This is a genomic window from Solitalea lacus (assembly GCF_022014595.1).
GTDB classification, from domain to species: domain Bacteria; phylum Bacteroidota; class Bacteroidia; order Sphingobacteriales; family Sphingobacteriaceae; genus Solitalea; species Solitalea lacus.
In genome coordinates this window covers 2770034-2795044 of record NZ_CP091740.1, presented here as the reverse complement: position 1 = coordinate 2795044, position 25011 = coordinate 2770034, and the positions used below count along the sequence as shown (strand labels likewise).

Genomic DNA, 25011 nt, shown 5'->3' with positions numbered 1-25011 from the left:
TTTGTGTAAATTATAACATGTTAATTTACAGCTATGAAACGGTATGCTTTTTATGTTTTGATTTTACTGTTTTTGGTCACCAATAGTGCAAATGCACAAATTGCAGGTAAGATCATCGACCTTACCTATCCTTTTAATAATGAAACTATCTACTGGCCTACCGAGAGTGGGTTTCAATTAAAAACTGGTTTTAAAGGAACCACCGAAAAGGGATATCACTATGAAGCCAATTCGTTTTGCGCAGCCGAACATGGAGGCACTCACCTTGACGCTCCTGCCCACTTTTATGCAAACAAGGCAACTGTTGACCAAGTTGCTTTGGAAAAATTAATCGGAGAGGCTGTTGTTATTGATATTAGTAAGGTAGCGGCAAAGACTCCGGATTATCTGGTTAAAAAGGAAGATTTTATCAATTGGGAATCTGCAAATGGGAAAATTAAGCCTGGTATGATTGTACTGCTTAATACCGGATATGGAAATTATTGGCCTGATAGAAGTAAGTATATGGGTACCGATTTACGTGGACAGGAAGGCGTTAAAGCACTTCACTTTCCTGGTTTAGATCCTGCTGCTGCCAAATGGTTAATTGAGCAGCGGAACATAAAAGCTGTTGGCATTGATACGCCTAGCATTGATTTTGGCCAATCACAAACATTCCAAACTCACATTGTACTGGCTCAAAGTGAAGTCCCCATCTTTGAAAATGTCGCCAATCTTCATTTATTGCCACCCAAAGGTTTTAGCATAGTAGCCTTACCCATGAAAATAGGTGGAGGCAGTGGAGCCCCGCTGCGTATTATTGCCCTTACCGATTATTCAATAAATAAATAAGGCCCAGATTACTAAAAATCAAGGCCCTATTTATTCTCATTTGTTGATTATGATCTCTACGGATGCATGCTTAACTTATGCTCCAAAACCTTTTTGTATCCCAAACGGTCAATTTTGTCAACATTGGTCATTACCTTGTCGCGTAATTCGTTTTTGTAAGTTTGAAGCTTTTCAGCAACTGATTTATCAAATGCACCAATAATGTTTGCAGCTAAAATACCCGCATTGGCAGCTCCGTTTAATGCAACAGTAGCCACTGGAATTCCAGCAGGCATTTGAAGAATTGATAATACAGAATCCCAACCATCAATTGAATTGCTTGATTTTACCGGAACACCAATTACTGGTAAAGTAGTAATAGAGGCAACCATCCCTGGAAGGTGAGCCGCTCCACCGGCTCCTGCAATAATTACTTTTAATCCACGCTCAGCAGCTTGTTCAGCATATTCAATCATTCTGTGAGGTGTACGGTGAGCCGAAACAATGGTTAATTCAAAAGGAATATCGAATTTTTCTAAAATTTCAGCAGCGGCCGACATTACTTTTAAATCTGAATCGCTGCCCATTATAATTCCAACTTGTGGATTGCTCATTATTTTTAAAATTATTAATGATAAATTGTATTATTTGAATGAATTTAGTTGATTGTTAAAATCTACGCCTGAATCTTGAACGTTTCTTTAACAATCTTAGCCTTTGAAAAGGCATTCTCTAAATCATTGTCAATAATGGTGATGTGCCCCATTTTACGGAAAGGTTTGGTTATTTTCTTTCCATACAAATGCAAATAAACACCATCAAGCTTGGTAATTTCATTAATACCAATGTATTTGGCTTCTCCAACAAAATCATCTTCGCCTAATAAATTTACCATCACAGCCGGCTGGCGTAACTCGGTAGAGCCAAGTGGAAGATTTAAAATTGCACGTAAATGTTGTTCGTACTGAGAAGTAATGCAGGCCTCAATTGTATGGTGACCACTATTGTGAGGACGCGGAGCAAGTTCGTTTACCAATACTTTGCCGTCTTTGGTTACGAACATTTCTACTGCAAGCAGGCCAACAATCTTAAGTTTGTCAACTACATCCACCGCAATTTCTTTTGCTCGTTTCTCGATATTCTCTGAAATTCTGGCAGGAGTAAATAAAAGTTCAACCAAATTAGCTTTAGCATCAAACTCCATTTCTACCACATCAAATGTTTTTATTTCACCTGATTGATTGCGAGCAACTAATACAGCAATTTCCTTTTCAAAATCAACTAAATCTTCTAAAATACTTGGTTCATTAAATGATTTTGGAAGATCTTCAATGCTGTTGATTTTAAATACTCCCCTGCCATCATAACCTGCTTTACGTAATTTTTGAACAGCTGGAAACTTATCTGCGTAATATTTTAATTCTTCTCTGTTTTGAATTTTAACATACGGAGAGGTGGGTATATTGTTTTCCTTATAAAAGTCTTTTTGTAATCCTTTATCCTGTATTAATTCAATAATATGGGGTTGAGGATAAACGGTTACCCCTTCGGCTTCTAAACGTTTTAATGCTTCAACATTAACGTTTTCTATTTCAATTGTTATTAAATCGAGATGGCGACCGAAATTATAAACCGTGTTATAATCATTGAAACTGCCTAAATGAAAGTTTTTACAAAAAAAACTGCAAGGAGAAGCTGGATCAGGATCTAAAATGGAAACATCCACGCCATAATTCATGGCTGGTTGTAATAGCATTTTTCCTAATTGGCCACCGCCTAAAATACCTAATTTGAAATTTGATGAATTAAATGTTTTCACTAATTCTGGTTTAATTTCTCAAAAATAGGAATACAATTTTAGAAGTACGATTTTAGAGGTATGATTTTATCCTTTAATCGTAGTTTTTAGTGAAAACTATTGTAAAATGTATAAATGTAACCTTAATTGAATCGTGGATTTTCGGGAAAGTTAATTATCATGGCAAACTTTTCACCTAAACTCTTTACTGCGTGTGCCCAAAGTTCTCGCTCGTTGCTTTCTCCGAAAAGGAAATCTTTGTTTGTTTCCGCAACAAGCCATGCATTTTCATCAAGTTCATCCTGTAATTGTGTTTCTCCCCAGCCCGAATAGCCGATAAAAAATCTAATCTCATTACGTTCAACCTTGCCGGCTTGAATTAATATTTTTAACAGTTCAAAATTGCCTCCCCAGTAAATGCCATTATCAACCGATACGCAGCCATCTAAATCATTTATAGTATGTATGTAATGCAAGCTGTCATTTCCGACTGGCCCTCCAATATAAACCGGAAAATCAGCCTCCTCTATATCGTCAACCAAATTATTTAAAGTTAATTCGGTTTTTTGATTTAAAACAAAACCCACGCTTCCCTGTTCGTTATGTTCAGTCAGATACACAACAGAGCGCTTAAAATTGGGGTCCGACATAAATGGCTCCGAAATCAGCATTTTGCCGGCTGTAGGTTTTATAAGATTGAGCATAAACTTAAATGGAATAAGTTAATAAAATGAACCTGATGTAATTGTTTAAAAGGACCTTGTCTTAACTCAGTAGTTTCAACTTTAAAATACAAAAAATATCGAAAATTTTATTGACAAAATTACAACCTGATTTTCCTGATTAATGTCATTGTTATCAACTGTTGAATACCTAATTTTGTTGTATGAACCTCGAAAAAACTACCTTAGAGAATTTGCGCCAGGAATACAGCGCCAGATCCTTATCAGAAAAAGATGTTAATTCAGATCCCTTTCGCCAGTTTGAATTATGGTTCAATGAAGCCATGCAATCAGGTATTTTAGAGCCTAATGCACTAACCTTGTCAACGGCAACCTCTCTGGGAAAGCCATCTGCCCGGGTTGTATTGCTTAAAGGGTTTTCTGACGAAGGATTTACATTTTTCACAAATTATAACAGTCGTAAAGGACACGAATTGCGACAAAATCCTTTTGCCTGCATTTCTTTCTTTTGGTTAGAGTTACAACGGCAAATAATTATTGAAGGGGTAATTGAAAAAGTCTCTTTAGATGAATCTACCCGCTATTACCAAACTCGTCCTAAAGGCAGCCAGCTTGGGGCATGGGTTTCCGAGCAAAGTACAGTAATTGCCGATCGGGAAGTTTTGGAAAATAAGCTTGCTGAACTGGAAAATCAGTATGCAAACCAGGAGGTTTTACCTAAACCCGAATACTGGGGAGGATATTTACTGAAACCTTCTTCAATTGAATTTTGGCAAGGACGCCCTAGTCGTTTACACGACCGAATTCAGTATATTTTAGAAGCAGATGGTAATTGGAAAATTCAGCGTCTGGCTCCTTAATGCTCAATTGTTTCCTAAATTTATAATCAAATACTCTATTAACCTTGTGGGTTAATAGCTGAAATATCCTATTTTTGACGATATGGATTTTAACGAAATCAAGCAATTGCTCATTGATAAATTTGGAAATGAGGTAATTGTTGCTGAACAGGCTGATGGTTTACAACCTTCTCTCACCATAAAAAAGGAAATGATAGCCGATGTATGTCGTGAATTAAGAGATAATGAACTCACATACTTCGATTTTCTTTCCTGCCTTTCCGGGGTTGATTATGGTTTAGAGTTGAAAAAAATGGGAGTTGTTTATCATCTTTCATCTATTCCTTACAAAAAACAATTAACCTTAAAAGTTGAGTGTGACTTTGACAGGGAAAGTAATGACCTGCCCTCCTTTCCAACGGTTTCAGAGGTTTGGCGTACTGCCGACTGGCATGAACGCGAAGCGTATGATTTATTTGGAATCAACTTTGAAGGTCACCCTGATTTGCGAAGAATCCTCCTTCCTGATGACTGGGAAGGTTATCCTTTAAGGAAAGATTATAAAACCGCCGCCGAGTACAAGGGTATTAAGATTGATTATTAATCGTTTTTACAGTCTAAAAACTTCGTTTTGACTACAGCATTAAATAAATATCACGAGCGCATCAATAATTTAAAGTCGGAAGAGATGATCCTTAACATGGGGCCACAACATCCTTCCACACATGGTGTTTTGCGTTTAGAGCTCATTACCGATGGTGAGATAATAGTAGAGGTGATACCACATTTGGGATATCTTCACCGTTGTTTTGAGAAGCATTGCGAGTCGCTTACCTATCCACAAATTATTCCATACACAGATCGTATGGATTATTTGGCATCAATGAATAACAACCATGGTTTTGTAATGGGTGTTGAACGGATGTTGGGCATAGATAAGGATATTCCAAAACGGGTTGAATATATACGTGTTTTAGTTTGTGAGCTTAATCGTATAGCCTCCCATCTTATTGCGATAGGAACTTACGGAATTGATATTGGTGCTTTTACACCTTTTATGTGGTGTTTTCGTGATCGTGAGCACATTATGAATTTACTCGAATGGGCTTCGGGCGCGAGAATGTTGTATAATTATATATGGGTGGGTGGTTTATTTTACGATTTGCCGGTAGGTTTTGAAGATCGTTGTAAAGAGTTTATTAACTATTTCAAACCTAAAATGGGTGAGTTGAATGGTCTATTAACTCACAATCAAATATTTATTGATCGTACCGCCAATGTTGGGGTGTTGCCATTAGATGTAGCCATAAATTATGGGGTTTCAGGGCCTATGTTGCGTGCATCAGGTTTAAAGTATGATTTACGTCGTATAGATGAATACTCGGCTTACCCTGAAATTGAATTTGATATTCCTGTTGGAAAAGGTGAAATGGGTACCGTTGGTGATTGTTGGGATCGTTATAAAGTTAGGGTTGATGAAATAGAGCAGTCGGTTAAAATTGTTGAGCAATGTTTGGAAAGATTAACCAAAGAACTTAAAAGGGATAAAGAGTTCGACCCTCGGGCTAAACTTCCGCGTAAGTGTACTCCAAAAGCTCAGGATTTCTATGTAAGGGCCGAAAATCCTAAAGGAGAGCTTGGCTTTTATTTCATAGCTGATGGCAAGCGAGAAATTCCTTTTAGGGTAAAATCTCGTGGTCCAAGTTTTAATAACTTATCTGTAGTTAATGAAATATCCAAAGGCTGCATGATAGCAGATTTAATTGCCATTTTAGGATCAATGGATTTCGTTTTGGGTGAAGTGGATCGATGATATTAATGCCAGTATACAACTATCTGCTTTAGAAAATACTTATTGAAATTCTCTGCTTAATTCTAAATAATATGCAATCAATAAACCCGCTTAACAGCGAAATCATAAAAACCTTTACCACACATACAGCAGTTGAAGTTGCCACAAAAATAACCTCGGGAGATGAGGCCTTTAATAGATGGAAAACAACTTCATTTGAACATCGCTCTGCATTGCTTTTAAAATTAGCTGATGTTTTGCGAAGTCGTAAAGATGAGTTGGCAGAACTCATGGCCTTAGAAATGGGCAAACCCTATAATCAAGGGTTGGCTGAAATAGAAAAATGCGCTTTTTGTAGTGAATATTATGCTCAGCATGCAGCTGATTATCTCAAAAAACAATTAATAGAAACTGAAGCTCAAAAAAGTTTTGTGAGTTTTCAGCCTTTGGGTGTAATACTGGCCATAATGCCCTGGAACTTTCCTTTTTGGCAAGTGTTTCGGTTTTTATGTCCAGCCTTAATGGCAGGCAATGCCGCTGTTTTAAAGCATGCTTCTAACGTGCCCGGCTGTGCTTTGGCCATCGAATCAATAATGAATGAGGCTGGATTCCCTCAAGGACTATTTCATACCCTCCTTATTGGCGCAAAGGAAGTTGACCATGTTATTGAACATCCTAAAATAAAAGCGGTTACTTTAACAGGTAGTACGGAAGCAGGTAAAAAGGTAGCAGCTAAAGCAGGCAGCCTAATTAAAAAAACTGTTTTAGAGCTGGGCGGTAGCGACGCTTATATAATTTTGGATGATGCAGATATTGATAAAGCGGTTGAAATATGTGTAAACAGCCGTTTAATAAATAGTGGACAAAGCTGTATTGCTGCAAAACGGTTTATAGTTGTGAAAGAAGTTGCAGAAGAATTTACAGCAAAGTTTATAAACTTAATGGCAGCCAAAAGTTTTGGAGATCCATTGCAAAAAGAAATAGCAATAGGTCCCTTGGCTAGGATTGATTTAAGAGATCAATTGCATGATCAGGTTCAGAAGAGTATTGCTGATGGTGCTGAATGTTTGCTCGGCGGCTATATTCCTCAAATCCCGGGGGCGTTCTACCCTCCTACTATTTTAACTAATATAAAACCGGATAATTTTGCCTATAAAGAAGAGTTTTTCGGTCCCGTAGCATTATTGTTTTCGGTTGAAAATGAGGAGGATGCTATTCGGGTTGCGAATGATACCTCTTTTGGTTTAGGCAGTGCGGTATTTACCAAAGATGTTGCCAGGGGTGAATCTATAGCAGAAACAAGGCTTCAGGCAGGTTCATGTTTTGTAAATGCATTGGTTAAGTCTGATCCTCGATTGCCTTTTGGAGGCATTAAAGAATCAGGTTTCGGAAGAGAACTAAGTTTATTTGGCATTCATGAATTTGTTAATATTAAGACTGTTTTTATTGCTTAGTCTATCAAAAAAGTAGCTTAATATTACTTAAAAATAAAAACTCCCGGTCAATTATTAATTTGACCGGGAGTTTCTCTTTATATTTTTACTGACTACTTACGTAAAGTGATTTCAGTAGTTTTTCCGTTTACGGTTAGTGTAGCTTTGTTATCGATGGTACCATTACCATAGTCTAAAGTAATAGTTGGTAATTTGCTTGATTTGTGTTCGATAACACCTGAAACAATCCAACGAGAAATAACAGGTTTCTTAAGTTCAGTAGTAATGGTGGTTGTAAACTCCACTCCTCTTCTGTTAATTCCTGAAGTTGAACCGGTCAAAGTAATGTAATCATCTCTAAGGTCTAAAGGAGTTCCACTTGTAAAGTAAGAAACAGTTCTTTCTGCACTCCAGGTAAAGGTTTTGCCATCCTCTGAAATACGAGCTCTGTCAACTTTAACTTTGTAAGAAAAACAATTGGTTGTCTGATTAAACCCGTTGCTGGTAAATGTTTTGGTGCCGGTCACTTGTACTCCGTTAACATAGTAATCTACCATTTCGACGCGTAACTCAGCATCTTTAACCATCCAGTAATTAGTTAAGGTACCTACAATTTTTCCTTTGCGTATAATATTTGCGTTATTCGGATCTGGAGTACCTGTACCAAAGTCAATGGTAATTTTTACAGGAAAAATTGTTCCAGGAGTTGGTACTATTGTTACAATTCCGCTTGTTTTACGAGTAGTTAAATTTGGAGTTGTTTCTTCAACCGATTTGGAAAAAGCACTGCTTGTAGTATAGTTTTTTTCCTGAATAGTCATGTTAAACTGGTCGAAAACATCAGTTGATAAATCATCTGCAGCCTGATTGTCAACAGCGCTGACTTCGCTTGATTGAGGATCAGGATTTTCATCTTTTTTACATGCGGTAAATGTTAAGGCAAGTGCACTTGCAAGGATCAATGATTTAGTGGAGATAAGTTTCATAATTATTAACAGTTGGTTAGTTTACTTGTTCAGACTCAAAGTATTCTGAATAGTTTAACGATGGATAAAAAAATACGTTTCGTTTTTTTAATTATTGTGAATATAAGAGTTTAAATAGTTGAATAATAGTAAATAAATTTTTTTATAAATGAAAGAGCCCAAGGTTTACTTGGACTCTTTACTATAAGTAGGTTAAGATTGATCATCATTATAATTCAATGGCTTTAACGGTTTTAACAATAAATCTCCCTGAACGTTAAAGTTGAATTTAATTTGAAATGTTTTTCTTTCTTTTGCGTGGTAATTAGATGAAATTCATTTCTAATTTAATGAAACGGATTACTCAAATTTATTGCCACATTTTTATTTACCTTAATACGTAATTAATTAATCTTAACTTTATTGATATGAAATTCGGTACTAAAGCCATTCATGCAGGTGTTTTTCCTGATCCATCAACCGGAGCCATCATGACACCGGTTTTTCAAACTTCTACTTATGTACAAGAAGCTCCTGGAAAACACAAAGGATATGAGTATGCACGTACACAAAACCCTACACGTGCTCAATTACAGGATAATATAGCAGCTCTTGAAAACGCTAAACATGGTTTCTGTTTTAGTACCGGTATGGGGGCAATAGATACAGTAATGAAGTTGTTCAATCCTGGTGATGAGATAATTTGTACCAATGATTTATATGGCGGAACCTATCGTATTTTTACGAAGGTTTACCAGAATTATGGGTTAAAGTTTCATTTTATCGGCATGGAAGATGCCGCCAATATTGAAAACTATATTACATCGAATACTAAACTTATTTGGATTGAAACACCGACCAACCCTACTTTAAAAATTATAGATATTAAAGCTTGTGCTGCTATTGCTAAAAAGCATAATATCTTGTTAGGGGTTGATAATACATTTGCTTCGGCTTATCTACAAAATCCAATGGATTTGGGTGCAGATTTGGTGATGCATTCTTTAACCAAATATATGTCTGGGCACTCTGATGTTGTAATGGGCGCCTTGGTGGTAAATGATGATGAGTTGGCACAACGCATTGCCTTTATTCAGAATGCATGTGGAGCAACTCCCGGGCCGCAGGATTGCTTTTTGGTTTTGCGAGGTATAAAAACCCTTCATCTTCGTATGCAGCGCCATAGCGAAAATGGTAAAGCGATAGCTCATTTTCTACGTAATCACGCTAAGGTCGATAAAGTTTATTGGCCAGGGTTTGAAGATCATCCTAATCATCAAATTGCAAAACAACAAATGCTTGATTTCGGCGGAATGATGTCATTCTCTTTAAAAGGGGATCATTTAGAAGATGCAATGAAAGTGTTAAGTGGTACTCACCTATTTTCGTTAGCAGAATCATTGGGTGGTGTTGAATCATTAATCGGTCATCCGGCTTCTATGACACATGCTTCTATTCCTAAGGAAGAACGATTAAAGAGTGGAGTTACAGATACGCTTATTCGTTTAAGTGTGGGTGTTGAAGATGTGGGAGATTTAATAGCGGATCTAGATAAAGCACTTTCATTAGTTTAAGTGTTCAACGCTTGTAATCTTGTATCTTTGTTCTAAAATCAATTTAACATGTTAGGAAATTTATTTGAGGCCAAGAAAAAAGCAGAGGAAATTAAAAACAGGTTAGAAACTATTACTGTTACCGGAGAAGTGGAAAATGGAGCTGTTGTGGTTACTTGTAACGGCAATCGTAAGGTAATGGATATCAAAATCAATCCAAGCGTATTTAATGTGCGTGATCGTGAAGAAGTGGAAGAGTTGATAACAGTTGCTGTAAACAGAGCACTTGAACAGGCCGAACAGCTTATGGCCGCAGAAATGAAGTCGATAATGCCTAATATTCCCGGATTAGGAAATTTAGGATTTTAATAAATAATAGCTAAGATGTTGAGTTGAGGGTTAGAAGTACGTAATTTTAACCCTCAATTTTTTATTCCTCAAAATGCCCAGGATTTTAGATTTAAAGCCTTTTCTCGATTCAAAAGTAGCGCAATACAATCAGCCCGGATTTATAAAAAATGACCCTATTTGTATTCCGCATTTATTTTCCCAAAAACAGGATATAGAAATAATGGGTTTTTGGGCTTCCATTTTAGCTTGGGGGCAACGGGTTACTATTATTAAAAAGTGTAAAGAACTAATTGAACTGATGGATGGTGTCCCCCACCAGTTTATTACTCAATGTGATGAAAAGGATTTAAAGCGATTTCTGCATTTTAAACATCGCACCTTCAATGCTACCGATACGCTTTATTTTATTGAATTTTTCAGGCAGCACTATAATAACCATAACAGCTTAGAACATGCATTTATCCCTCAAAACAAACCTGATGGATTGACAGTTGAAGATAGTTTGAATCATTTTCAAACTTATTTCTTCTCCCTGCCCGACTATCCGCATCGTACCCGAAAACATGTTACCAGTCCGAATAACAAATCTACTTGTAAACGATTAAATATGTTTTTAAGGTGGATGGCCAGAAAGGATGATAAAGGAGTAGATTTTGGTATTTGGGATAATATTGAGATGAAAAATTTGCTTTGTCCTCTTGACTTACATGTTGAACGGGTTGCACGTAAACTTGGTTTAATTACACGTAAACAAGTTGATTGGCAAACAACACTCGAACTTAGTGAAAACCTAAGATTGCTGGATCCTAATGATCCGGTGAAGTATGATTTCGCCTTATTTGGTTTGGGAATTGAAGAGAAATTTTAATTAATAAGACTTCGGATTTACGATTTTAGAGTATACGTCTAAACATAACCTTTACAACATGGTGGCCTTTGAAGCAGTCGTTTTTAAATATAAACAGAAGGGTGAAAAAACAGGCTGGACTTATATTGATGTTCCCGCAGACGTTGCTAATGAAATTAAACCGGGTAACAAAAAGGAAATGAGAGTTAGGGGACGATTGGATTCTACTCCGGTTTATGGAATGGCCTTGTTGCCTGTCGGTTCGGGTAATTTTATTCTAAGTTTGAATGCACAATTGCGTAAAAAATTAGGCAAAAGTGAAGGTTCAATGCTCCACGTTGAGTTAGAGGAAGACGTTGATTTTAAAATAGAAATACCTGAAGATTTATATACCTGCCTTTGCGACGAGCCTGAAGCTATAGTTCAATTTGAAAGTTTAAACAAATCAAATCAAAACTATTTTATTAATTGGGTTAACAGTGCTAAAACTGAGCCTACGCGTATTAAACGCATTGCGCTAACAGTAAATGCAATGATTTATAACCTTACATTTGGGGAGATGTTGCGTGCCGAAAAAGCCAAAAAACTTTAAAGCTGCACTGTTCAATCTCTTATCTTTGCCACAAATCAAAACGCATGTTACAAACCACTCCTTTTGCTGAAGATACCATAGTTGCATTAGCCACACCATCAGGAACCGGAGCTATAGCTGTTATCCGACTTTCAGGCCCTGATGCAATTAAAATTTGTAATAAGGTTTTCTTTGGAAAAAACTTGGAGAAACAAACCTCTCATACGGTTCATTTTGGAACCATTCGTGAAAATGATGTAATTGTTGACGAGGTTTTGGCAACTGTGTTTGTAGCACCCCATTCTTATACCCGCGAGAATTCTGTTGAGGTTTCTTGTCACGCTTCGCCATACATTATCCAAAAGCTAATCAACCTGTTTATAAAAAATGGGGCTCGTACAGCAAAGCCTGGTGAGTTTACATTACGCGCTTTTTTAAACGGTCAGCTAGATTTATCTCAGGCCGAAGCTGTTGCCGATTTAATTGCCAGCCGCACTGAGGCATCGCACAATATGGCCTTACGTCAGCTACGAGGCGGTTTTTCAAATGAACTGAAAGTTTTGCGTCAGCAGCTGATTGACTTTGCAGCGTTAATAGAACTCGAACTCGATTTTTCAGAGGAAGATGTAGAATTCGCCAACCGCCCTCAGCTAAAAGCTTTGATTAACAGCATTCAGAGTGTAATACGTAAACTTATTTCTTCTTTTGACTTAGGAAATGCCATAAAAAATGGCATTCCGGTAGTAATTTCGGGTAAACCGAATGTAGGAAAATCAACTTTATTGAATGCGTTGTTGAACGAGGAAAGAGCTATTGTTTCTGAAATTGCCGGTACAACGCGTGATACTATTGAAGATGAAATCAATATTGGTGGCATCAATTTCCGTTTTATTGATACTGCCGGTATTCGGGAAACTTCAGACAAGATTGAAGCCATTGGGGTTGAAAAAGCATACGAAAAAATTCGTCAATCTGCCGTAGTAATTTATTTGTTTGATCCGGAAGAAACCGATGCTAAAGAGTTGGGCGAAATTGTTCTGGAATTATCCAAACATACTTCAGCTGAATCAATATTGTTGGTAGCCAATAAATTGGATAAAGGTAACGAGCAGGAATGGAAAAAACGTTACAAAGAACTTAATGGAGTTTTATTTATTTCAGCCAGAGATAAAGTGCACCTAGATCAATTCACTGAAACCTTATTGCACAAAGCACATGTAGATCAGTTGAATAATGATGAAACGATGATTTCAAATGTTCGTCACCTGGAGGCCCTGCAAAAAACTAATGAAGCATTAGATGACACCCTGCACTTGATGGATCAGCCATTTGGAGGTGAATTATTGGCCTTTGAAATTAAGCGAGCATTACATCATTTAGGTGAAATAACTGGCGATATATCAAATGAAGACTTGCTGGATTCAATTTTTACAAGATTTTGTATCGGAAAGTAAGCCTACAAAATAAACGAATAATAAATATTGTAAAATAGCTATATAGCTATCAAGCTTTCATAACTCCTAAGGATGGTGTCGAGGTTATCGAATTTGAAATTTTCCTAGATGGCAAAAACTTCGGATCTTTTGGAACAACAATGTTGAAAATTAGGTTCCTACTATGTTGCCTCAATACTTTTCTCCTGAGGTTGAATCATTTAATGGTAATTGGTATTGATTACGGAAATGTTACTCTCGTCAACACCCAAAGTGAACCTACTGTTGTAGGCGTGCCGGTTGTCTATGCCTGTAGATTTTCTGGGGCAAAAGCTGGAGAAACACTTTTCAATCAACCAGCTATGGAAGAAGTTATGAATATCTGCTCGGAATATGCAACTGTATCAGAAAGTTCAATTAATATTAAAAATGAAGGGGTTGCAATTGGGTACAATATTTCATTAATTCAAACAGCTTTTAATTTGGCCGATCCCGTTGGGACATGCTCTTTGAAAAGTTTAAAAGGAATTAGTAGTCACTATAAATAAAACATACATGAATTGGGAATTCACCAACGGCCATGAAAATTGTTACTACCTAAAACACTTCTCATGGAACAAGTTGTTGAATTTCCTCTTCAAATCGAACGTTGCTGTGGTTTAGACGTTCATCAAAAAACGGTTGTAGCAACCGTAAGAGGTACCGGTATTACAGAATGCACCCGTACGTTTCTCACCTTCACGCCGGATTTAGAATCCCTTTGTTACTGGCTTGAATCCTTAGGCGTTACCGATGTGGCCATGGAGAGTACCGGGATTTACTGAAAACCGATTTTTACGATTCTGGACACCCATTTCAGGGTCATCCTGGTCAATGCCCGGCATGTTAAAAATGTCCCTGGGCATAAAACCGACAAGAAGGATAGTGCCTGGATTGCCAAACTGCTGGCCAGTGGCTTACTAAAACCCAGTTTTATCCCCCAGCAATCTATTCGCGAACTCCGAGAATTGGTGCGCTACAAGAAAAAGCTCATTAATCAACGCGTAGAGCATGTGAACCGGCTTCATAAAGTTTTGCAGGATGGCAACATCAAGCTGGCCAGTGTGGTCAGCAATGTACGGGGGTAAGTGCCGCGGCGATGATAGAGGCCATTATTCAAGGCCTTACCGACCCCGAACAATTATACCAACTAGCCAAAGGAATGCTTAAAAACAAAAAAACAGAACTACTCAAAGCCCTATCGGGACGCTTGACTGACCATCATCGGTTTATGTTGTGCGCTATTAAAAGTGCAATCAAAGACGTCGACGGGCAAATTGAAGTCATCCAAACCCGAATCGACCTGTACAAACAAACACATCGGGCAGTAGTGAACCGGTTAAAAACGGTTCCGGGGATAAGCGAGGCCATCGCCATGAACCTTTTGGGAGAAATCGGACCGAATGTGCAGACGTTTCCCGATGAGCATCACCTGGCCTCCTGGGCCGGGGTTTGTCCGGGCAACAATGAAAGCGCCGGCAAAAAGAAAAGTGAGCGTACCGTAAAAGGCAACAAGCTCTTAAAAACCACATTGGTGGAGGCTGCTTGGTCAGCTGTGCATACCAAAAACACTTTTTATCAACGCAAGTATCATGCGCTGGTTGTCCGAAGGGGGCCGAAAAAAGCAATTGTGGCCATTGCGCATAAAATCATTAAAGCCGTCTATTTTATCTTAAAAGATCAGGTAGAATACAGGGAAGTGGACCTGCAACGCTGGGAAGCCAGAAAAAGGCAAACGCTTGAGGCATATTACCACAAGCGTTTGAACGAGCTCAGCCATCAATAAGGCTGTCTCAAAGTAATATAAAGATCGGGCTTTTATTGGTGATTATCAATCCTGTAAATAAAACTGATTTATTTCATTAAGAACCAACGGTTGTTGCCCTGAGCACGAAGAAAAAAATATAATTCTATAACAATGTTGGTGACTTATACTTGTAGGCTAAGGCTGAAAGGGTGAAATACAGCCCATTCATCAAGGAACACGAGTATTTCAGGCCGCAAACGCATATCTAATTTTTAGAAAAAAAGCTGCTCTAGGGAGCAGTTTTCTTATAAGTTTTTACCAGGCATAAATAAAATCACTCATTTTACTCAATTCATTGAATGATAGCACTTGATATGATTTATTAATAGGTTTCCTGTGTGTTTGTGTCTTAGAAACAATTGCCAGCATTTCGGTAATACTATAATCTATGTTCTTAAACACAATATCAAATTTATTATCACCTGTATTAATTTCTTTATGAAATTGATCAGCAAAAGATCGAGACATAAAAACTACATCAGAGAAATCTAATTCAATTTTGTTATTATCTTTTAGTTCTTCCTTAATTACATGAACCAATTTACTGGCTCCTTCTCTAGTATCTAAGGTGTTCGGTAAAAGATCCGTTAATCTAATTTCTGCAACTATCATAACATCTTCTCTTTTTTCTAAGGGTTACAAAGATAACTAAAACTGGCCAAAAAACCATTTCTATTCTAAATAGTCAACATAATTGAATATTGAACTAGCAACAGTTGGTATTCGCATTAATAAAAGCACGCCTTGCCAAAAAGTTTGATCTGGCAATTCTACTATATTTTCAGTTTCTGAAGTATGAATTGTAAATACATTACCTGAAAATAAAAAATACTTTCCGTTTATTCCATCAACCAACATTTTCTTTGAAGTACTTATACCATAGCCACGATCTACATTATTACTCTTTGTGGACTTACCTGCAAGGGCTGCTTCCATAGCAAGCAAGTGGCTTGTAACTTCATTTTTATACTTATCGAAATTTTGATAAGATTCCAATAGAGTTCTTCCAATATCTCCAATTGCAATATCAATATACCCTTTTGAACGATAAAACTGCGCTAAAAGATACCCTTTGTCATCATTAGCATGGTGCAATATATTGTTTACGGCTTCATCAATCAAATACATGACTGCAGTTTTAATTGAGCCGGATAAGCCACATTGTTTTGCAATTAAATTATTTAATGCGCTTAGAAACTTATCCCTAATTTCCGCAACTTGAGTACTGCTTCCTGTTGGGAAATTAATAATCGGAAGATAGCTTTTATCTTGAAACTGCATTAAGTAATCACCGAGTTGCTGCTGAGGAATATTCTCAGGATCAACACCCAATGGGAATCCGATACGAGACATATAATCCGATACATTCGCCTTTTCAAAAACACTAGAGATCTGAATGTTATACCCTTTACGTTCGAACTTTTTCTTAATTAAAGGGAGTGCCAGAGAATAAAAGGGATGTGTGAATTTTGCATTACCATAATCTAAGGTAAAATTACGTTGAAATACTGCACTATTTAACTGTATAAGCAAGTTGAATATATGCTGAATGGGTTCTCCAAAATTATCCGAAAAACGTTCAGGCAGCGTTATTGTCACTTCGGTTCTCATCAACCCACCTCCAATTCCTTAGGCCTTAAAACCTCTTTTAACACCTGCTGCAACAATTGTTCGTTTTGGGTTTTGCTTTCTAAAATGCTTTGCTCCAACTCATCACAGATTTGCATCAATTTTTCCAGTTTAGTTACAATGCGATTTTGCTCAGAAAAAGGTGGAAGAGGGATTGGAAGGCTATTCAAAATCTTATGATTTAAGTTATCCATTGTTGATCCAACTGAAATGCCTTGTAGATATTTTTTTGAATAATCAGATCCAAAGACCATTATAAAATATGGTCTGTAAATATCTTTATAAAGATTCATAAAAAAGGAACCAGTCCCATATTTGGTATCGACGACCAAGAATTGGCATGAATGACAATTTAATTGCCTTTATATATTAGATAATGAATAAGTTGTGCGCCAACTAAATAAGCAAACTGATGGAATGTACTTCCTTACTCCAGCCTCCTCTTATTTTTCAACAAGCTTTTTTAATAATACCACTTTTTCTTTTTCACTTTCTAATAAGCGTTCGTACTACTCAATAACTTTATCCAATGGATTGATTGAACACAAATAGTTATTGTTATTAGAACTGCTATCGGTAAAAGTGTTGTTAATTATTTGAAATATAGCTTCTTCACTAAAGTTCTTAATCCCTTCAGGCGTAACTCCTAGAATTTTCGCCACTTTTTCCAAAATATCGTTTTCAATCGTTTCACTTTGCTCAATTTTAGAAAAAGCTTGTTGGCTGACGCCTAATTCAGCTGCCATAGCTTCCTGTTTCATGCCTCTAAGTTCACGGATACGGCTAATCTTACGGCCAATATGGGATTTGTGTGTAGGTGTTGATGCTTCCATACTTTCAAATATATTAACTTTTAAATTAAGTAAGAAACAACTCGATGGTTGTAAAATACAACCCATTGTGGTTCGCTACAGGTTCATTCTCCCAGAACTTTGATTGCATCACCTTTAAAACACTTAGATTATGAAAAAGCATTTTATTCGCACTTGCAATTATCAAGATGGAGAATTGCAAGTACTAATCAAACAACTTATCGAAAAATACAAACCAGAGCGAATTCTCTGTTTTGGCAGGATCCGATCAAGTAATCAGTGTTCTGGTTGTTTTTTAGCTTCAAGCGAGGATTCAGTTTATGATTATTTCTTACTGATGATCACAACTGAAAGCACCCGAATTGAACATCAGGTACAAGACTTTGTCAATTATCACTTTACCACTGGCAAAATCACTATTCTGTCTCATGGAAAAGAAACGATTTATGAAGCTATATTAAAAAACAGTCGTTTTTTTACTACTGTTTTAGATCAAGGTTGTTTACTATATTCATCCGACGGATTATTTCAACCCGTTATAGTTCCGGATCTGAATCCAAAACAAACCCTTGAAAAAGCGAAAAAACATTATGAACATCGTTTCCCGATGGCCAAAGGCTTTTTAAATGCTGCAATGGAAGCATTGGATAGCGGTCATTTTAATGTGGCTATTTTCATTTTGCACCAGGTAATGGAACAATCTTTAGCCGCTTTAATCCGCGTATACATTGCCTACCGTACTGATATACATCATTTAGGAAGACTGCTTGATCTCTGTAATTGCTTTTTAACAGAATCCGATGTTTTATTTCCCAGAAACACTAAAGAAGAACAACGTTTATTTACACTGCTTAATAACAGTTATTCGGCGGCACGCTATAAAGATTCTTTCAATGCCAGTAGTCAGGATGCTTCCCTCCTTTATGAAAAAGTAGGTGTTTTTTTAGAATGTGTAGACCTTCTTTGCAAAAACAAACTTGCTGTTTTTGAAAAAGAAGCCCAAAAGCAAGAACCTTTACCCGAAGTTACTAGTGCCGTTTTAGAAATGGAGGTGTGTAATGGCTGAACGTAATAAAAAAATGCAGTGGGACTTCGATCTGACTGAATTAACTGAACCCTATATTTTGCCTTTTGAGAATGAAGATTTTACATTGACTCAAGAGACGCTCAATAAACATTCTGAGTACCGTCAAAATAACCGTCGTTATGTCTCCGTTTCTACCGAAGAACTGGCTTTTAAAGACAGCGTCTTAAAAATACTGGTAAGTATACATGGTGATACTGAAGAATTACTTTGTTTAAAAGTTACCCCCAAAGCCTTATGGATATGGTGTAGCAAAATGGATGTTTATCGGACCTTAAGTCGTCATGCTTATTTTGGATTAAACAGTTATGTATTTATTGGCGGTGCTGCCTGTTTTAAACCTTATTACTGGCCTGAGTTTTCTAAAGAGAAAAACAAGTTTCTTAACATCAGCAAAACATATTCAAGTTTTAACATTCAGGTTAAGCCACAGTTTGGGCAGTTCTTTCGTCCCGGAGTTACTTTACTTAATGATATAGAAGCTTGCAATACAGACTTTCTTCCACCTGCTTCTGTACAATCTCAACTTGCTGGTGAAACGATTGTTGGGTATACACTGGCCCATACCAATCTGCGCTCTTTTCACTCTCAGCATTATCCTTTTTTAATTCCCTTTTGCGGGAAGGTCAGTAAAGACAATTCTTCGGTTGTATCGTTTGAAACTTATTTACAAGGGCTGGCAAAAGAACCTGTTTTACAATATACTGATGAGCAGCAGGTATTAAATGCTTATTGCATGCAAATGCAAAAGATCGCATTGCTTAATCAACCTGGTGGGAATAATCTCGTTAAAGAAACAAATGAAGAACAACTAGCCCGGAAAAAGTTGCTGTTTGGTTATTGGCAGGCAGTTTTGCCATTAATCATAAAACAAAGTTTTACTTACCGTCATTACTCCTATGGAATGAAAAACATAAAGGGCAAACCCCGAAAGCATGAAATGCATGCTTGCCGCTTTTCACTTGATACGCCTCAACTTTGCTTTTACATGCACGATAAAGGTGATTATTATTTATTGCACTTAAAGGTTAAAATAAACAACCAGTATGCAGATTTGAACAACTTGCGTATTCCCTTCTTTCTTGTTGACAATAAGAATCGCTTGTATTTATTATCATCCTTGTTGGATGATGAACTGATGGAGTTATTTCATCAATCAGATTATAAACTCTCTATTCTAAAAGAGCATTTCAAAGTCTTTTACGAAACTTATTTAGTCCATTTAAGTAATGCCTACCCGTTGACCCTGTTAGGGGATCAAAAGGAGAAAAAAGAACCCTCTATTCGAAATCAGACAGTTCTTTGCCAGCAGCCAGTACTTCATTTCTCAAAACAGAAAACCATGGTATTCTTGGAACCTTGCATGCGCTATGAAGATGGAACGGAATGCAATGTATTGCAAAATGGCACCATCTTTTTTAGAAGGAAGGATAACGATTTTCTAGTTTCTCGACGTGATCTAATGATTGAGAAGGTCTATAAAGAACTGATTATTTCGTTGCATCCCGATTTTAAAATGCAGAAAGAGCCAATTCTTTCATTGCCATTTAATGCCGTCAATAAAAACTGGATAAAAGGAGTAAAAAAAATGATTGAAAAACATACAATAAGAGTGACAGGATTTGATGAGTTATTGCCCACAGCAAATAAGCAAATAGTCGATATGCTTTAGGCCTTAATTTTTTTTAAATGATTTATCAAGTTTTATACTTTTAACATAATATTATTCGTCTGCCCATTCGCGTAGTTATCAACCTCTTAAATTAGTTTATTTTACAAGCTGATTTAAGAAAAATCAGCCTGTTGACAGGAAGTACTAGCGAATGGCAAGGGTGTCGCGGGTGACTGCGAATCTGAAGGCCGTATGTTTGTAAAGGAATAAGTTCCAGGAAGTTATGTAAATTTAAGAAAGAACCCCTAAAATTTTATAACACTGGAACTTATGCAACCACAAGTTAATCAATTAGATTTTAGCGGTCAAAACATTTATGTTGGTTTTGACGTGCACTTAAAAAGCTGGCAGGTTACCGTTATGACTGAACTGCTCACCCATAAAACCTTTTCGCAGCCACCTAAACCCGAAGTATTACACCAGTATCTCCGGCAGAATTTCCCCGGCGGCACCTATCATTCCGCCTACGAAGCAGGCTTCTGCGGCTACTGGATCCATAACCGCTTGGAGGCTCTGGGCATTCACTCCATCGTGGTCAATCCTGCCGATATTCCCACCACCGATAAAGAAAAAGTGCAAAAAGAGGATTCCAGGGATAGCCGTAAAATCGCACACTCATTAAGAAGTGGCGCCTTAATCCCGATTTATGTTCCTTCCAGTAAAACCCTAGAGGACCGTTGTTTAGTTCGCACCCGGTCCATACTGACCAAGGACCTTGCCCGGTATAAAAACCGGGTAAAATCGTTCCTGTACTTTCATGGCATTGAACTACCTGCGCCCTTCACCAAAAAACAGTCCCACTGGTCGAAACCTTTTGTTGATTGGCTGGAAAGCATCGCTATGGCTGAGCAGAGTAGTAAAACGGCCCTGCAGGCCATGATTTTAGAAGCGAAACATTTGAGAGCCTCTGTATTGCAACTCACCCGGCATTTACTAGAGCTATCAAAAACAGGTACTTACCAGGAAGCCATCGCTTTACTGCGAAGTATCCCTGGCATCGGATTATTAACGGCCATGACCTTATTAACCGAGCTGGAGACGATTAACCGGTTTAAAAACACGGATCAACTCTGCAGTTTTATAGGACTCATCCCCTCGACGCATTCAAGTGGGGAAAAAGAACTAGCCGGTACTATCACCCGACGGGGGCATAGCGTGCTGCGCAGCGCCCTGATTGAAAGTGCATGGGTAGCCGCACGCCTGGATCCGGCACTGACTAAAAGTTTTCATGAGTATTGCCGGCGAATGGAACCGAATAAGGCCATCGTAAGAATAGCCCGGAAATTACTCAACAGAATCAGGTATGTATTAATAAACAAACAAGAATATGAGTGTGCAGTGGTTAAATAAAACTAAAACGCCATATAAAAACATCCTTTTAATCTGAGACTGATAACACGCTTCCTGCAGTGCTGGTCATTCTGTATCTGCTATCTGAAGGCTACAGCTCACTATCTATAAAAAATTAAACACGGCATTGCAGCCCGATTTACCGGTTCTGCTAATAGAAGGATGTTTTTATAGGCTTTTAGTTCATTGAAAAGACAGGTGTGTCTGAAGATTCAGGGCAAGAGAGTTTTCTTTAGCCATTTAGGACAATGAATACAGCAAAAAAGCCCCTGTCATTGTGGGGCTTCAAAGCTATATTCACCGTCATAAATCCTATTGCTGGTGAGTTGCTCTCCAGCAGCGCCCACTTCCTCTTCGGATTTATATCACAAAGGTAATCATTAAAAAAACTTCCAGATCTCTTGCTTTACAACATAGAAGGAAGCCATCAGCAAAGATCCGATGCTGACGAACAGAAACTTGATACTAAGCTCTTCTGAGGGGGCCGAGTTATATAGATTGGGAAAACCCGAAAGTCATCCGTCACCTCAATGTGTAAATCAAGCTGAACCGATCGAAAGCAAAATTGAATTATGAATGAACACAAAATCTTAATAGAATCTCAGATAAGAGAAATATATGGAAGAGTTTGTTCACACACACAATACACGAAAATTGTGCTGAAATTCTTACGAAAAGAAGTGATTGCTTGAAATTTTTCTGATGCAGAAATTGACAAGTTTTTATCTGTAAGTTTAAGAAGAAATAATTGGTAATGCTCCTCAAACTCCAATACGCATCCGACCTCCATCTTGAATTTCCTGCCAACAAGGAATTCCTGAAGCAGCATCCTTTGCAACCAGTGGCTGACGTATTAGTATTGGCAGGTGATATTGTGCCTTTTGCCGAAATGAATAAACACCGAGATTTTTTTAGTTATGTGGCTGATCATTTTGAAACCACCTACTGGCTGCCTGGCAATCATGAGTATTACTACTTTGATATAGCCGAAAAAAGTGGTGTGTTGAATGAGAAAATCCGCAGCAATGTGTGTTTGGTGAATAATACTACAGTGGTAAATGGAAAAGCAAAGTTTATATTCTCCACCCTGTGGAGCAAAATCAGTCCCGGCCATCAATGGCAGATTGAAAGAAGTCTGAACGATTTTCACCTGATCAAACACAAGGGCTTTCGCTTTTCAGCCGAACAATACAATCAATTACATGAGGAGAGTTTAACCTTTATTCAAAACGAGTTCAAAACGGTGAACGATGAAAAGGTGGCTGTTTTCACCCATCATTGCCCTACCTTTCTAAATTACCCCGTACAATATAAAGGCGATGTCCTGAACGAAGCTTTTGCAGTGGAACTGCATGACCTAATTGAACCATCTGGCACTGCGTGTTGGGTGTACGGGCATCACCACAACAATACCTCTGAATTCAGCATTGGAAATACGCAGATTATTACCAACCAGTTGGGTTACGTACAACAGAACGAACATCGGCTATTTGAAACCAATAAATACTTAGAAATATGAAAATCAGAATAATAAACCTATATTTGCACAATAAAGTCAATAGCTTTATCAAGCAAAAACGGGTTTAATATCAACCATAGGATGAAGAAAACATTAGGATATATACAGGAAACGCTGGGCTTACAGATAACTGCAAGCCAAATACCAAAAAGCTATATGGATAAGCTGCCCATATATATAAATGAAAACTACAAACTGTATAGAACCGATTTTTTCAATATGGAAATCATCCTGGCTGAATTGAAAAACGAAGAAGAACTTAGTATTCAGCAAACCGAAAAACAGGTTAAGCAAATTAAAAACCTGCTAAATCAGAAAGTTGTGGTGGTGCTGGAAAACGTACAAGCATACAACCGCAAACGATTAATTGAAAAAGGTATTAACTTTATTGTGCCTGGCAAACAACTGTACTTGCCAGACCTGTTGTTGGATTTAAGAGAAAGCTACACCCATCCAAAAACGAAACAAAAAAATGAAACCCTGCTGCCATCTGCCCAGTTTCTCCTGATTTACCACATCATCCAGCGACACAATAAGTGGAAACTGGAAGAACATCCATTTAAAGAAATTGCTCAGAATTTAGGCTATACACCTATGGCTATTACCAACGCCATTGATAATTTGAAATATCATGAATTGGTAGAAGTGCATGGTGAAAAAGAAAAGTATATCAGTTTCCGATACGACAGACATGAATTGTGGAACTTAGCACAGCAGCAAAATCTGCTGGTGAATCCGGTAATCAAAACCGTATTTGTGGATGAAAAACCAAAGGACTTATTTCTGCTGCAAAGTAATGCGTCTGCCCTGCCCGAATATACAGACCTGAACCCAAGCAAACAGCAATACTACGCCATTGAGAAAACAGTCTTTTACAGTTTACAGAAAAGAAATACATTGGTTAATCCGAATGAATATGAAGGAAAATATGCCCTTGAAATCTGGAAGTACAACCCGTTGATGTTGGTGGGCGAGCTGCCCAACAAATTAGCTTTAGTTGATCCGCTTTCCCTTTATCTGAGTGTGAAAGACAGCAGAGATGAACGGATTGAAATGGCATTAGACCAAATTATAGAAAAATTTATATGGTAAGAGGATTAGATATTTTTAAAAAATACTTCGATCAATTCCCCGATAACTACATGATTATTGGCGGTACTGCCTGCGACATTATTATTGATGAAGCAGGTTTTGTTCCAAGAGCCACCAAGGATATTGACATAATTTTAGTAGTGGAAGCATTAAGTACCGAATTTGTAAAGCAGTTTTGGCAATTCATCAATGACGGCAAGTATCAGCAACGGGAAAAGAGCAATGACGAAAGAGAATACTTCCGTTTCATAAAACCAGAGAATACAGACTTCCCTCATCAAATAGAACTGTTTTCAAGAACACCCGATGTAATTGTTTTGGAAGGAGAGGCACACCTCACACCTATTCCGGTGGATGATGACCTTTCAAGCCTGTCGGCCATCCTTCTAAACGATGATTACTACAATTATATTATTGAGCATAGTAAGGTTGAAGATGGTTTACATCACGCGAGTATTGAAGCTTTGATATGCTTAAAGGCAAAAGCATTTTTGGAAATCAAAGAAAGAATTGAAAACGGAAGTAAAGAAGGTGTAAAACAGCTGAAAAAGCACAAAGCCGATGTGTTTCGATTAACAGTTATGCTGACTCCTGAATCAGCATTTGATTTACCTGAAACAATTCAATCACATATTAATCAATTTGCCGAGTTGACTTCAGGTGATTTACCTGATAAAGCAATCTTTAAAGAAATGGGGATGGTTAACATAAATCCAAACAACGTATTCGAGCAATTTAAAAAGTCATTTAAGGCCAATGGACAGTGATGCACAGTAATCAAAAGCCTAACATAGAAGCCCAAGTGACGATTCAGTAAACAGTTTAATCAATGATGGACTACTGAAAGACCATTTTGTAGATGATACATGGACACATTATCAGGAAAGAAGTCAGTCGCTTAGACTACATTCTACCCCATAATTCAATAAATG

The 25011-nt window shown here is 37.5% G+C and carries 28 protein-coding genes; 20 read left to right on the top strand and 8 right to left on the bottom strand.

What is annotated here, in order from left to right:
• The first annotated feature begins 33 nt into the window (after positions 1-33).
• Positions 34-831 (top strand): cyclase family protein, encoded by a 798-nt coding sequence (locus L2B55_RS12005; protein WP_237845888.1) that lies wholly within the window; start codon positions 34-36, stop codon positions 829-831.
• Between the two features lie 56 nt (positions 832-887).
• Here the strand turns inward: L2B55_RS12005 and purE are convergent, their stop codons facing one another.
• From purE to L2B55_RS11990, 3 genes are all read right to left on the bottom strand, one after another.
• The gene (gene purE, locus L2B55_RS12000) at positions 888-1424 is read right to left on the bottom strand and encodes a 5-(carboxyamino)imidazole ribonucleotide mutase (RefSeq protein ID WP_237845886.1); all 537 of its coding nucleotides are present in this window, start codon (positions 1422-1424) and stop codon (positions 888-890) included.
• Positions 1425-1486: 62 nt separating this feature from the next.
• Positions 1487-2629: a 5-(carboxyamino)imidazole ribonucleotide synthase gene (locus tag L2B55_RS11995; protein WP_237845885.1), complete on the bottom strand. Its 1143-nt coding sequence runs from the start codon at positions 2627-2629 to the stop codon at positions 1487-1489.
• 122 nt (positions 2630-2751) lie between these two features.
• On the bottom strand, positions 2752-3312 hold the full coding sequence (locus tag L2B55_RS11990; RefSeq protein ID WP_237845883.1) for a YqgE/AlgH family protein: 561 nt from the start codon (positions 3310-3312) through the stop codon (positions 2752-2754).
• A 182-nt stretch (positions 3313-3494) separates the two neighbouring features.
• On the opposite strand from L2B55_RS11990, the gene pdxH reads away from it, so the two are divergent.
• The 4 genes from pdxH (at position 3495) to L2B55_RS11970 (ending at position 7376) form a co-directional block, all read left to right on the top strand.
• A complete protein-coding gene (gene pdxH / locus L2B55_RS11985; RefSeq protein WP_237845881.1) occupies positions 3495-4151 on the top strand; it encodes a pyridoxamine 5'-phosphate oxidase in 657 nt (218 codons plus the stop codon).
• Between the two features lie 82 nt (positions 4152-4233).
• Positions 4234-4734, top strand: coding sequence for an NADH-quinone oxidoreductase subunit C (locus L2B55_RS11980; protein ID WP_237845879.1), 501 nt, complete (start codon positions 4234-4236; stop codon positions 4732-4734).
• 84 nt (positions 4735-4818) lie between these two features.
• Positions 4819-5943: an NADH-quinone oxidoreductase subunit D gene (locus L2B55_RS11975; RefSeq protein ID WP_237850291.1), complete on the top strand. Its 1125-nt coding sequence runs from the start codon at positions 4819-4821 to the stop codon at positions 5941-5943.
• Positions 5944-6014: 71 nt separating this feature from the next.
• Positions 6015-7376: an NAD-dependent succinate-semialdehyde dehydrogenase gene (locus tag L2B55_RS11970; RefSeq protein ID WP_237845877.1), complete on the top strand. Its 1362-nt coding sequence runs from the start codon at positions 6015-6017 to the stop codon at positions 7374-7376.
• A gap of 92 nt (positions 7377-7468) precedes the next feature.
• Here L2B55_RS11970 and L2B55_RS11965 read toward each other — a convergent pair whose 3' ends face one another.
• Complete coding sequence (locus L2B55_RS11965) at positions 7469-8341, bottom strand: hypothetical protein (protein ID WP_237845875.1); 873 nt, start codon at positions 8339-8341, stop codon at positions 7469-7471.
• Positions 8342-8748: 407 nt separating this feature from the next.
• Here L2B55_RS11965 and L2B55_RS11960 point away from each other — a divergent pair, with 407 nt between their 5' ends.
• From L2B55_RS11960 to L2B55_RS11925, 9 genes are all read left to right on the top strand, one after another.
• Positions 8749-9894 (top strand): trans-sulfuration enzyme family protein, encoded by a 1146-nt coding sequence (locus L2B55_RS11960; protein ID WP_237845873.1) that lies wholly within the window; start codon positions 8749-8751, stop codon positions 9892-9894.
• Positions 9895-9942: 48 nt separating this feature from the next.
• On the top strand, positions 9943-10242 hold the full coding sequence (locus L2B55_RS11955) for a YbaB/EbfC family nucleoid-associated protein (protein WP_237845872.1): 300 nt from the start codon (positions 9943-9945) through the stop codon (positions 10240-10242).
• Positions 10243-10315: 73 nt separating this feature from the next.
• On the top strand, positions 10316-11092 hold the full coding sequence (locus L2B55_RS11950; RefSeq protein WP_237845868.1) for a TIGR02757 family protein: 777 nt from the start codon (positions 10316-10318) through the stop codon (positions 11090-11092).
• Between the two features lie 58 nt (positions 11093-11150).
• A complete protein-coding gene (locus L2B55_RS11945; RefSeq protein ID WP_237845866.1) occupies positions 11151-11663 on the top strand; it encodes a YdeI/OmpD-associated family protein in 513 nt (170 codons plus the stop codon).
• A gap of 44 nt (positions 11664-11707) precedes the next feature.
• On the top strand, positions 11708-13096 hold the full coding sequence (mnmE, locus tag L2B55_RS11940) for a tRNA uridine-5-carboxymethylaminomethyl(34) synthesis GTPase MnmE (RefSeq protein ID WP_237845864.1): 1389 nt from the start codon (positions 11708-11710) through the stop codon (positions 13094-13096).
• A 191-nt stretch (positions 13097-13287) separates the two neighbouring features.
• Positions 13288-13623 carry a hypothetical protein gene (locus L2B55_RS11935; protein WP_237845856.1) on the top strand — a complete coding sequence of 112 codons (336 nt, stop codon included), beginning with the start codon at positions 13288-13290 and terminating at the stop codon, positions 13621-13623.
• A gap of 63 nt (positions 13624-13686) precedes the next feature.
• Positions 13687-13899, top strand: a complete 213-nt coding sequence (locus L2B55_RS11930) for a hypothetical protein (protein ID WP_237845854.1) — start codon at positions 13687-13689, stop codon at positions 13897-13899.
• 6 nt (positions 13900-13905) lie between these two features.
• Entirely contained in the window at positions 13906-14202 is a 297-nt protein-coding gene (locus L2B55_RS19065) for an IS110 family transposase (protein ID WP_420854524.1), read from the top strand.
• Between the two features lie 11 nt (positions 14203-14213).
• Positions 14214-14900: a transposase gene (locus tag L2B55_RS11925; protein ID WP_237845852.1), complete on the top strand. Its 687-nt coding sequence runs from the start codon at positions 14214-14216 to the stop codon at positions 14898-14900.
• A gap of 276 nt (positions 14901-15176) precedes the next feature.
• Here the strand turns inward: L2B55_RS11925 and L2B55_RS11920 are convergent, their stop codons facing one another.
• From L2B55_RS11920 to L2B55_RS11905, 4 genes are all read right to left on the bottom strand, one after another.
• On the bottom strand, positions 15177-15533 hold the full coding sequence (locus L2B55_RS11920) for an STAS-like domain-containing protein (RefSeq protein ID WP_237845851.1): 357 nt from the start codon (positions 15531-15533) through the stop codon (positions 15177-15179).
• Positions 15534-15593: 60 nt separating this feature from the next.
• Positions 15594-16532 (bottom strand): ATP-binding protein, encoded by a 939-nt coding sequence (locus tag L2B55_RS11915; protein ID WP_237845850.1) that lies wholly within the window; start codon positions 16530-16532, stop codon positions 15594-15596.
• A complete protein-coding gene (locus L2B55_RS11910; RefSeq protein WP_237845849.1) occupies positions 16532-16804 on the bottom strand; it encodes a restriction endonuclease subunit S in 273 nt (90 codons plus the stop codon). Before L2B55_RS11910 ends, L2B55_RS11915 begins: the two co-directional genes overlap by 1 nt.
• 255 nt (positions 16805-17059) lie before the next feature.
• A complete protein-coding gene (locus L2B55_RS11905; RefSeq protein ID WP_237845843.1) occupies positions 17060-17383 on the bottom strand; it encodes a helix-turn-helix domain-containing protein in 324 nt (107 codons plus the stop codon).
• 130 nt (positions 17384-17513) lie between these two features.
• On the opposite strand from L2B55_RS11905, the gene L2B55_RS11900 reads away from it, so the two are divergent.
• The 6 genes from L2B55_RS11900 (at position 17514) to L2B55_RS11875 (ending at position 24846) form a co-directional block, all read left to right on the top strand.
• The gene (locus tag L2B55_RS11900) at positions 17514-18428 is read left to right on the top strand and encodes a HEPN domain-containing protein (protein ID WP_237845841.1); all 915 of its coding nucleotides are present in this window, start codon (positions 17514-17516) and stop codon (positions 18426-18428) included.
• Positions 18421-20118 carry a hypothetical protein gene (locus tag L2B55_RS11895; RefSeq protein ID WP_237845839.1) on the top strand — a complete coding sequence of 566 codons (1698 nt, stop codon included), beginning with the start codon at positions 18421-18423 and terminating at the stop codon, positions 20116-20118. The genes L2B55_RS11900 and L2B55_RS11895 overlap by 8 nt, the downstream gene beginning before the upstream one ends.
• A 270-nt stretch (positions 20119-20388) precedes the next feature.
• On the top strand, positions 20389-21468 hold the full coding sequence (locus tag L2B55_RS11890) for an IS110 family RNA-guided transposase (protein WP_237845150.1): 1080 nt from the start codon (positions 20389-20391) through the stop codon (positions 21466-21468).
• A 754-nt stretch (positions 21469-22222) separates the two neighbouring features.
• Positions 22223-22987: a metallophosphoesterase gene (locus L2B55_RS11885; RefSeq protein ID WP_237845835.1), complete on the top strand. Its 765-nt coding sequence runs from the start codon at positions 22223-22225 to the stop codon at positions 22985-22987.
• Positions 22988-23068: 81 nt separating this feature from the next.
• Complete coding sequence (locus L2B55_RS11880) at positions 23069-24079, top strand: hypothetical protein (protein WP_237845828.1); 1011 nt, start codon at positions 23069-23071, stop codon at positions 24077-24079.
• A complete protein-coding gene (locus L2B55_RS11875) occupies positions 24073-24846 on the top strand; it encodes a hypothetical protein (protein WP_237845825.1) in 774 nt (257 codons plus the stop codon). Before L2B55_RS11880 ends, L2B55_RS11875 begins: the two co-directional genes overlap by 7 nt.
• Positions 24847-25011 lie beyond the last annotated feature (165 nt).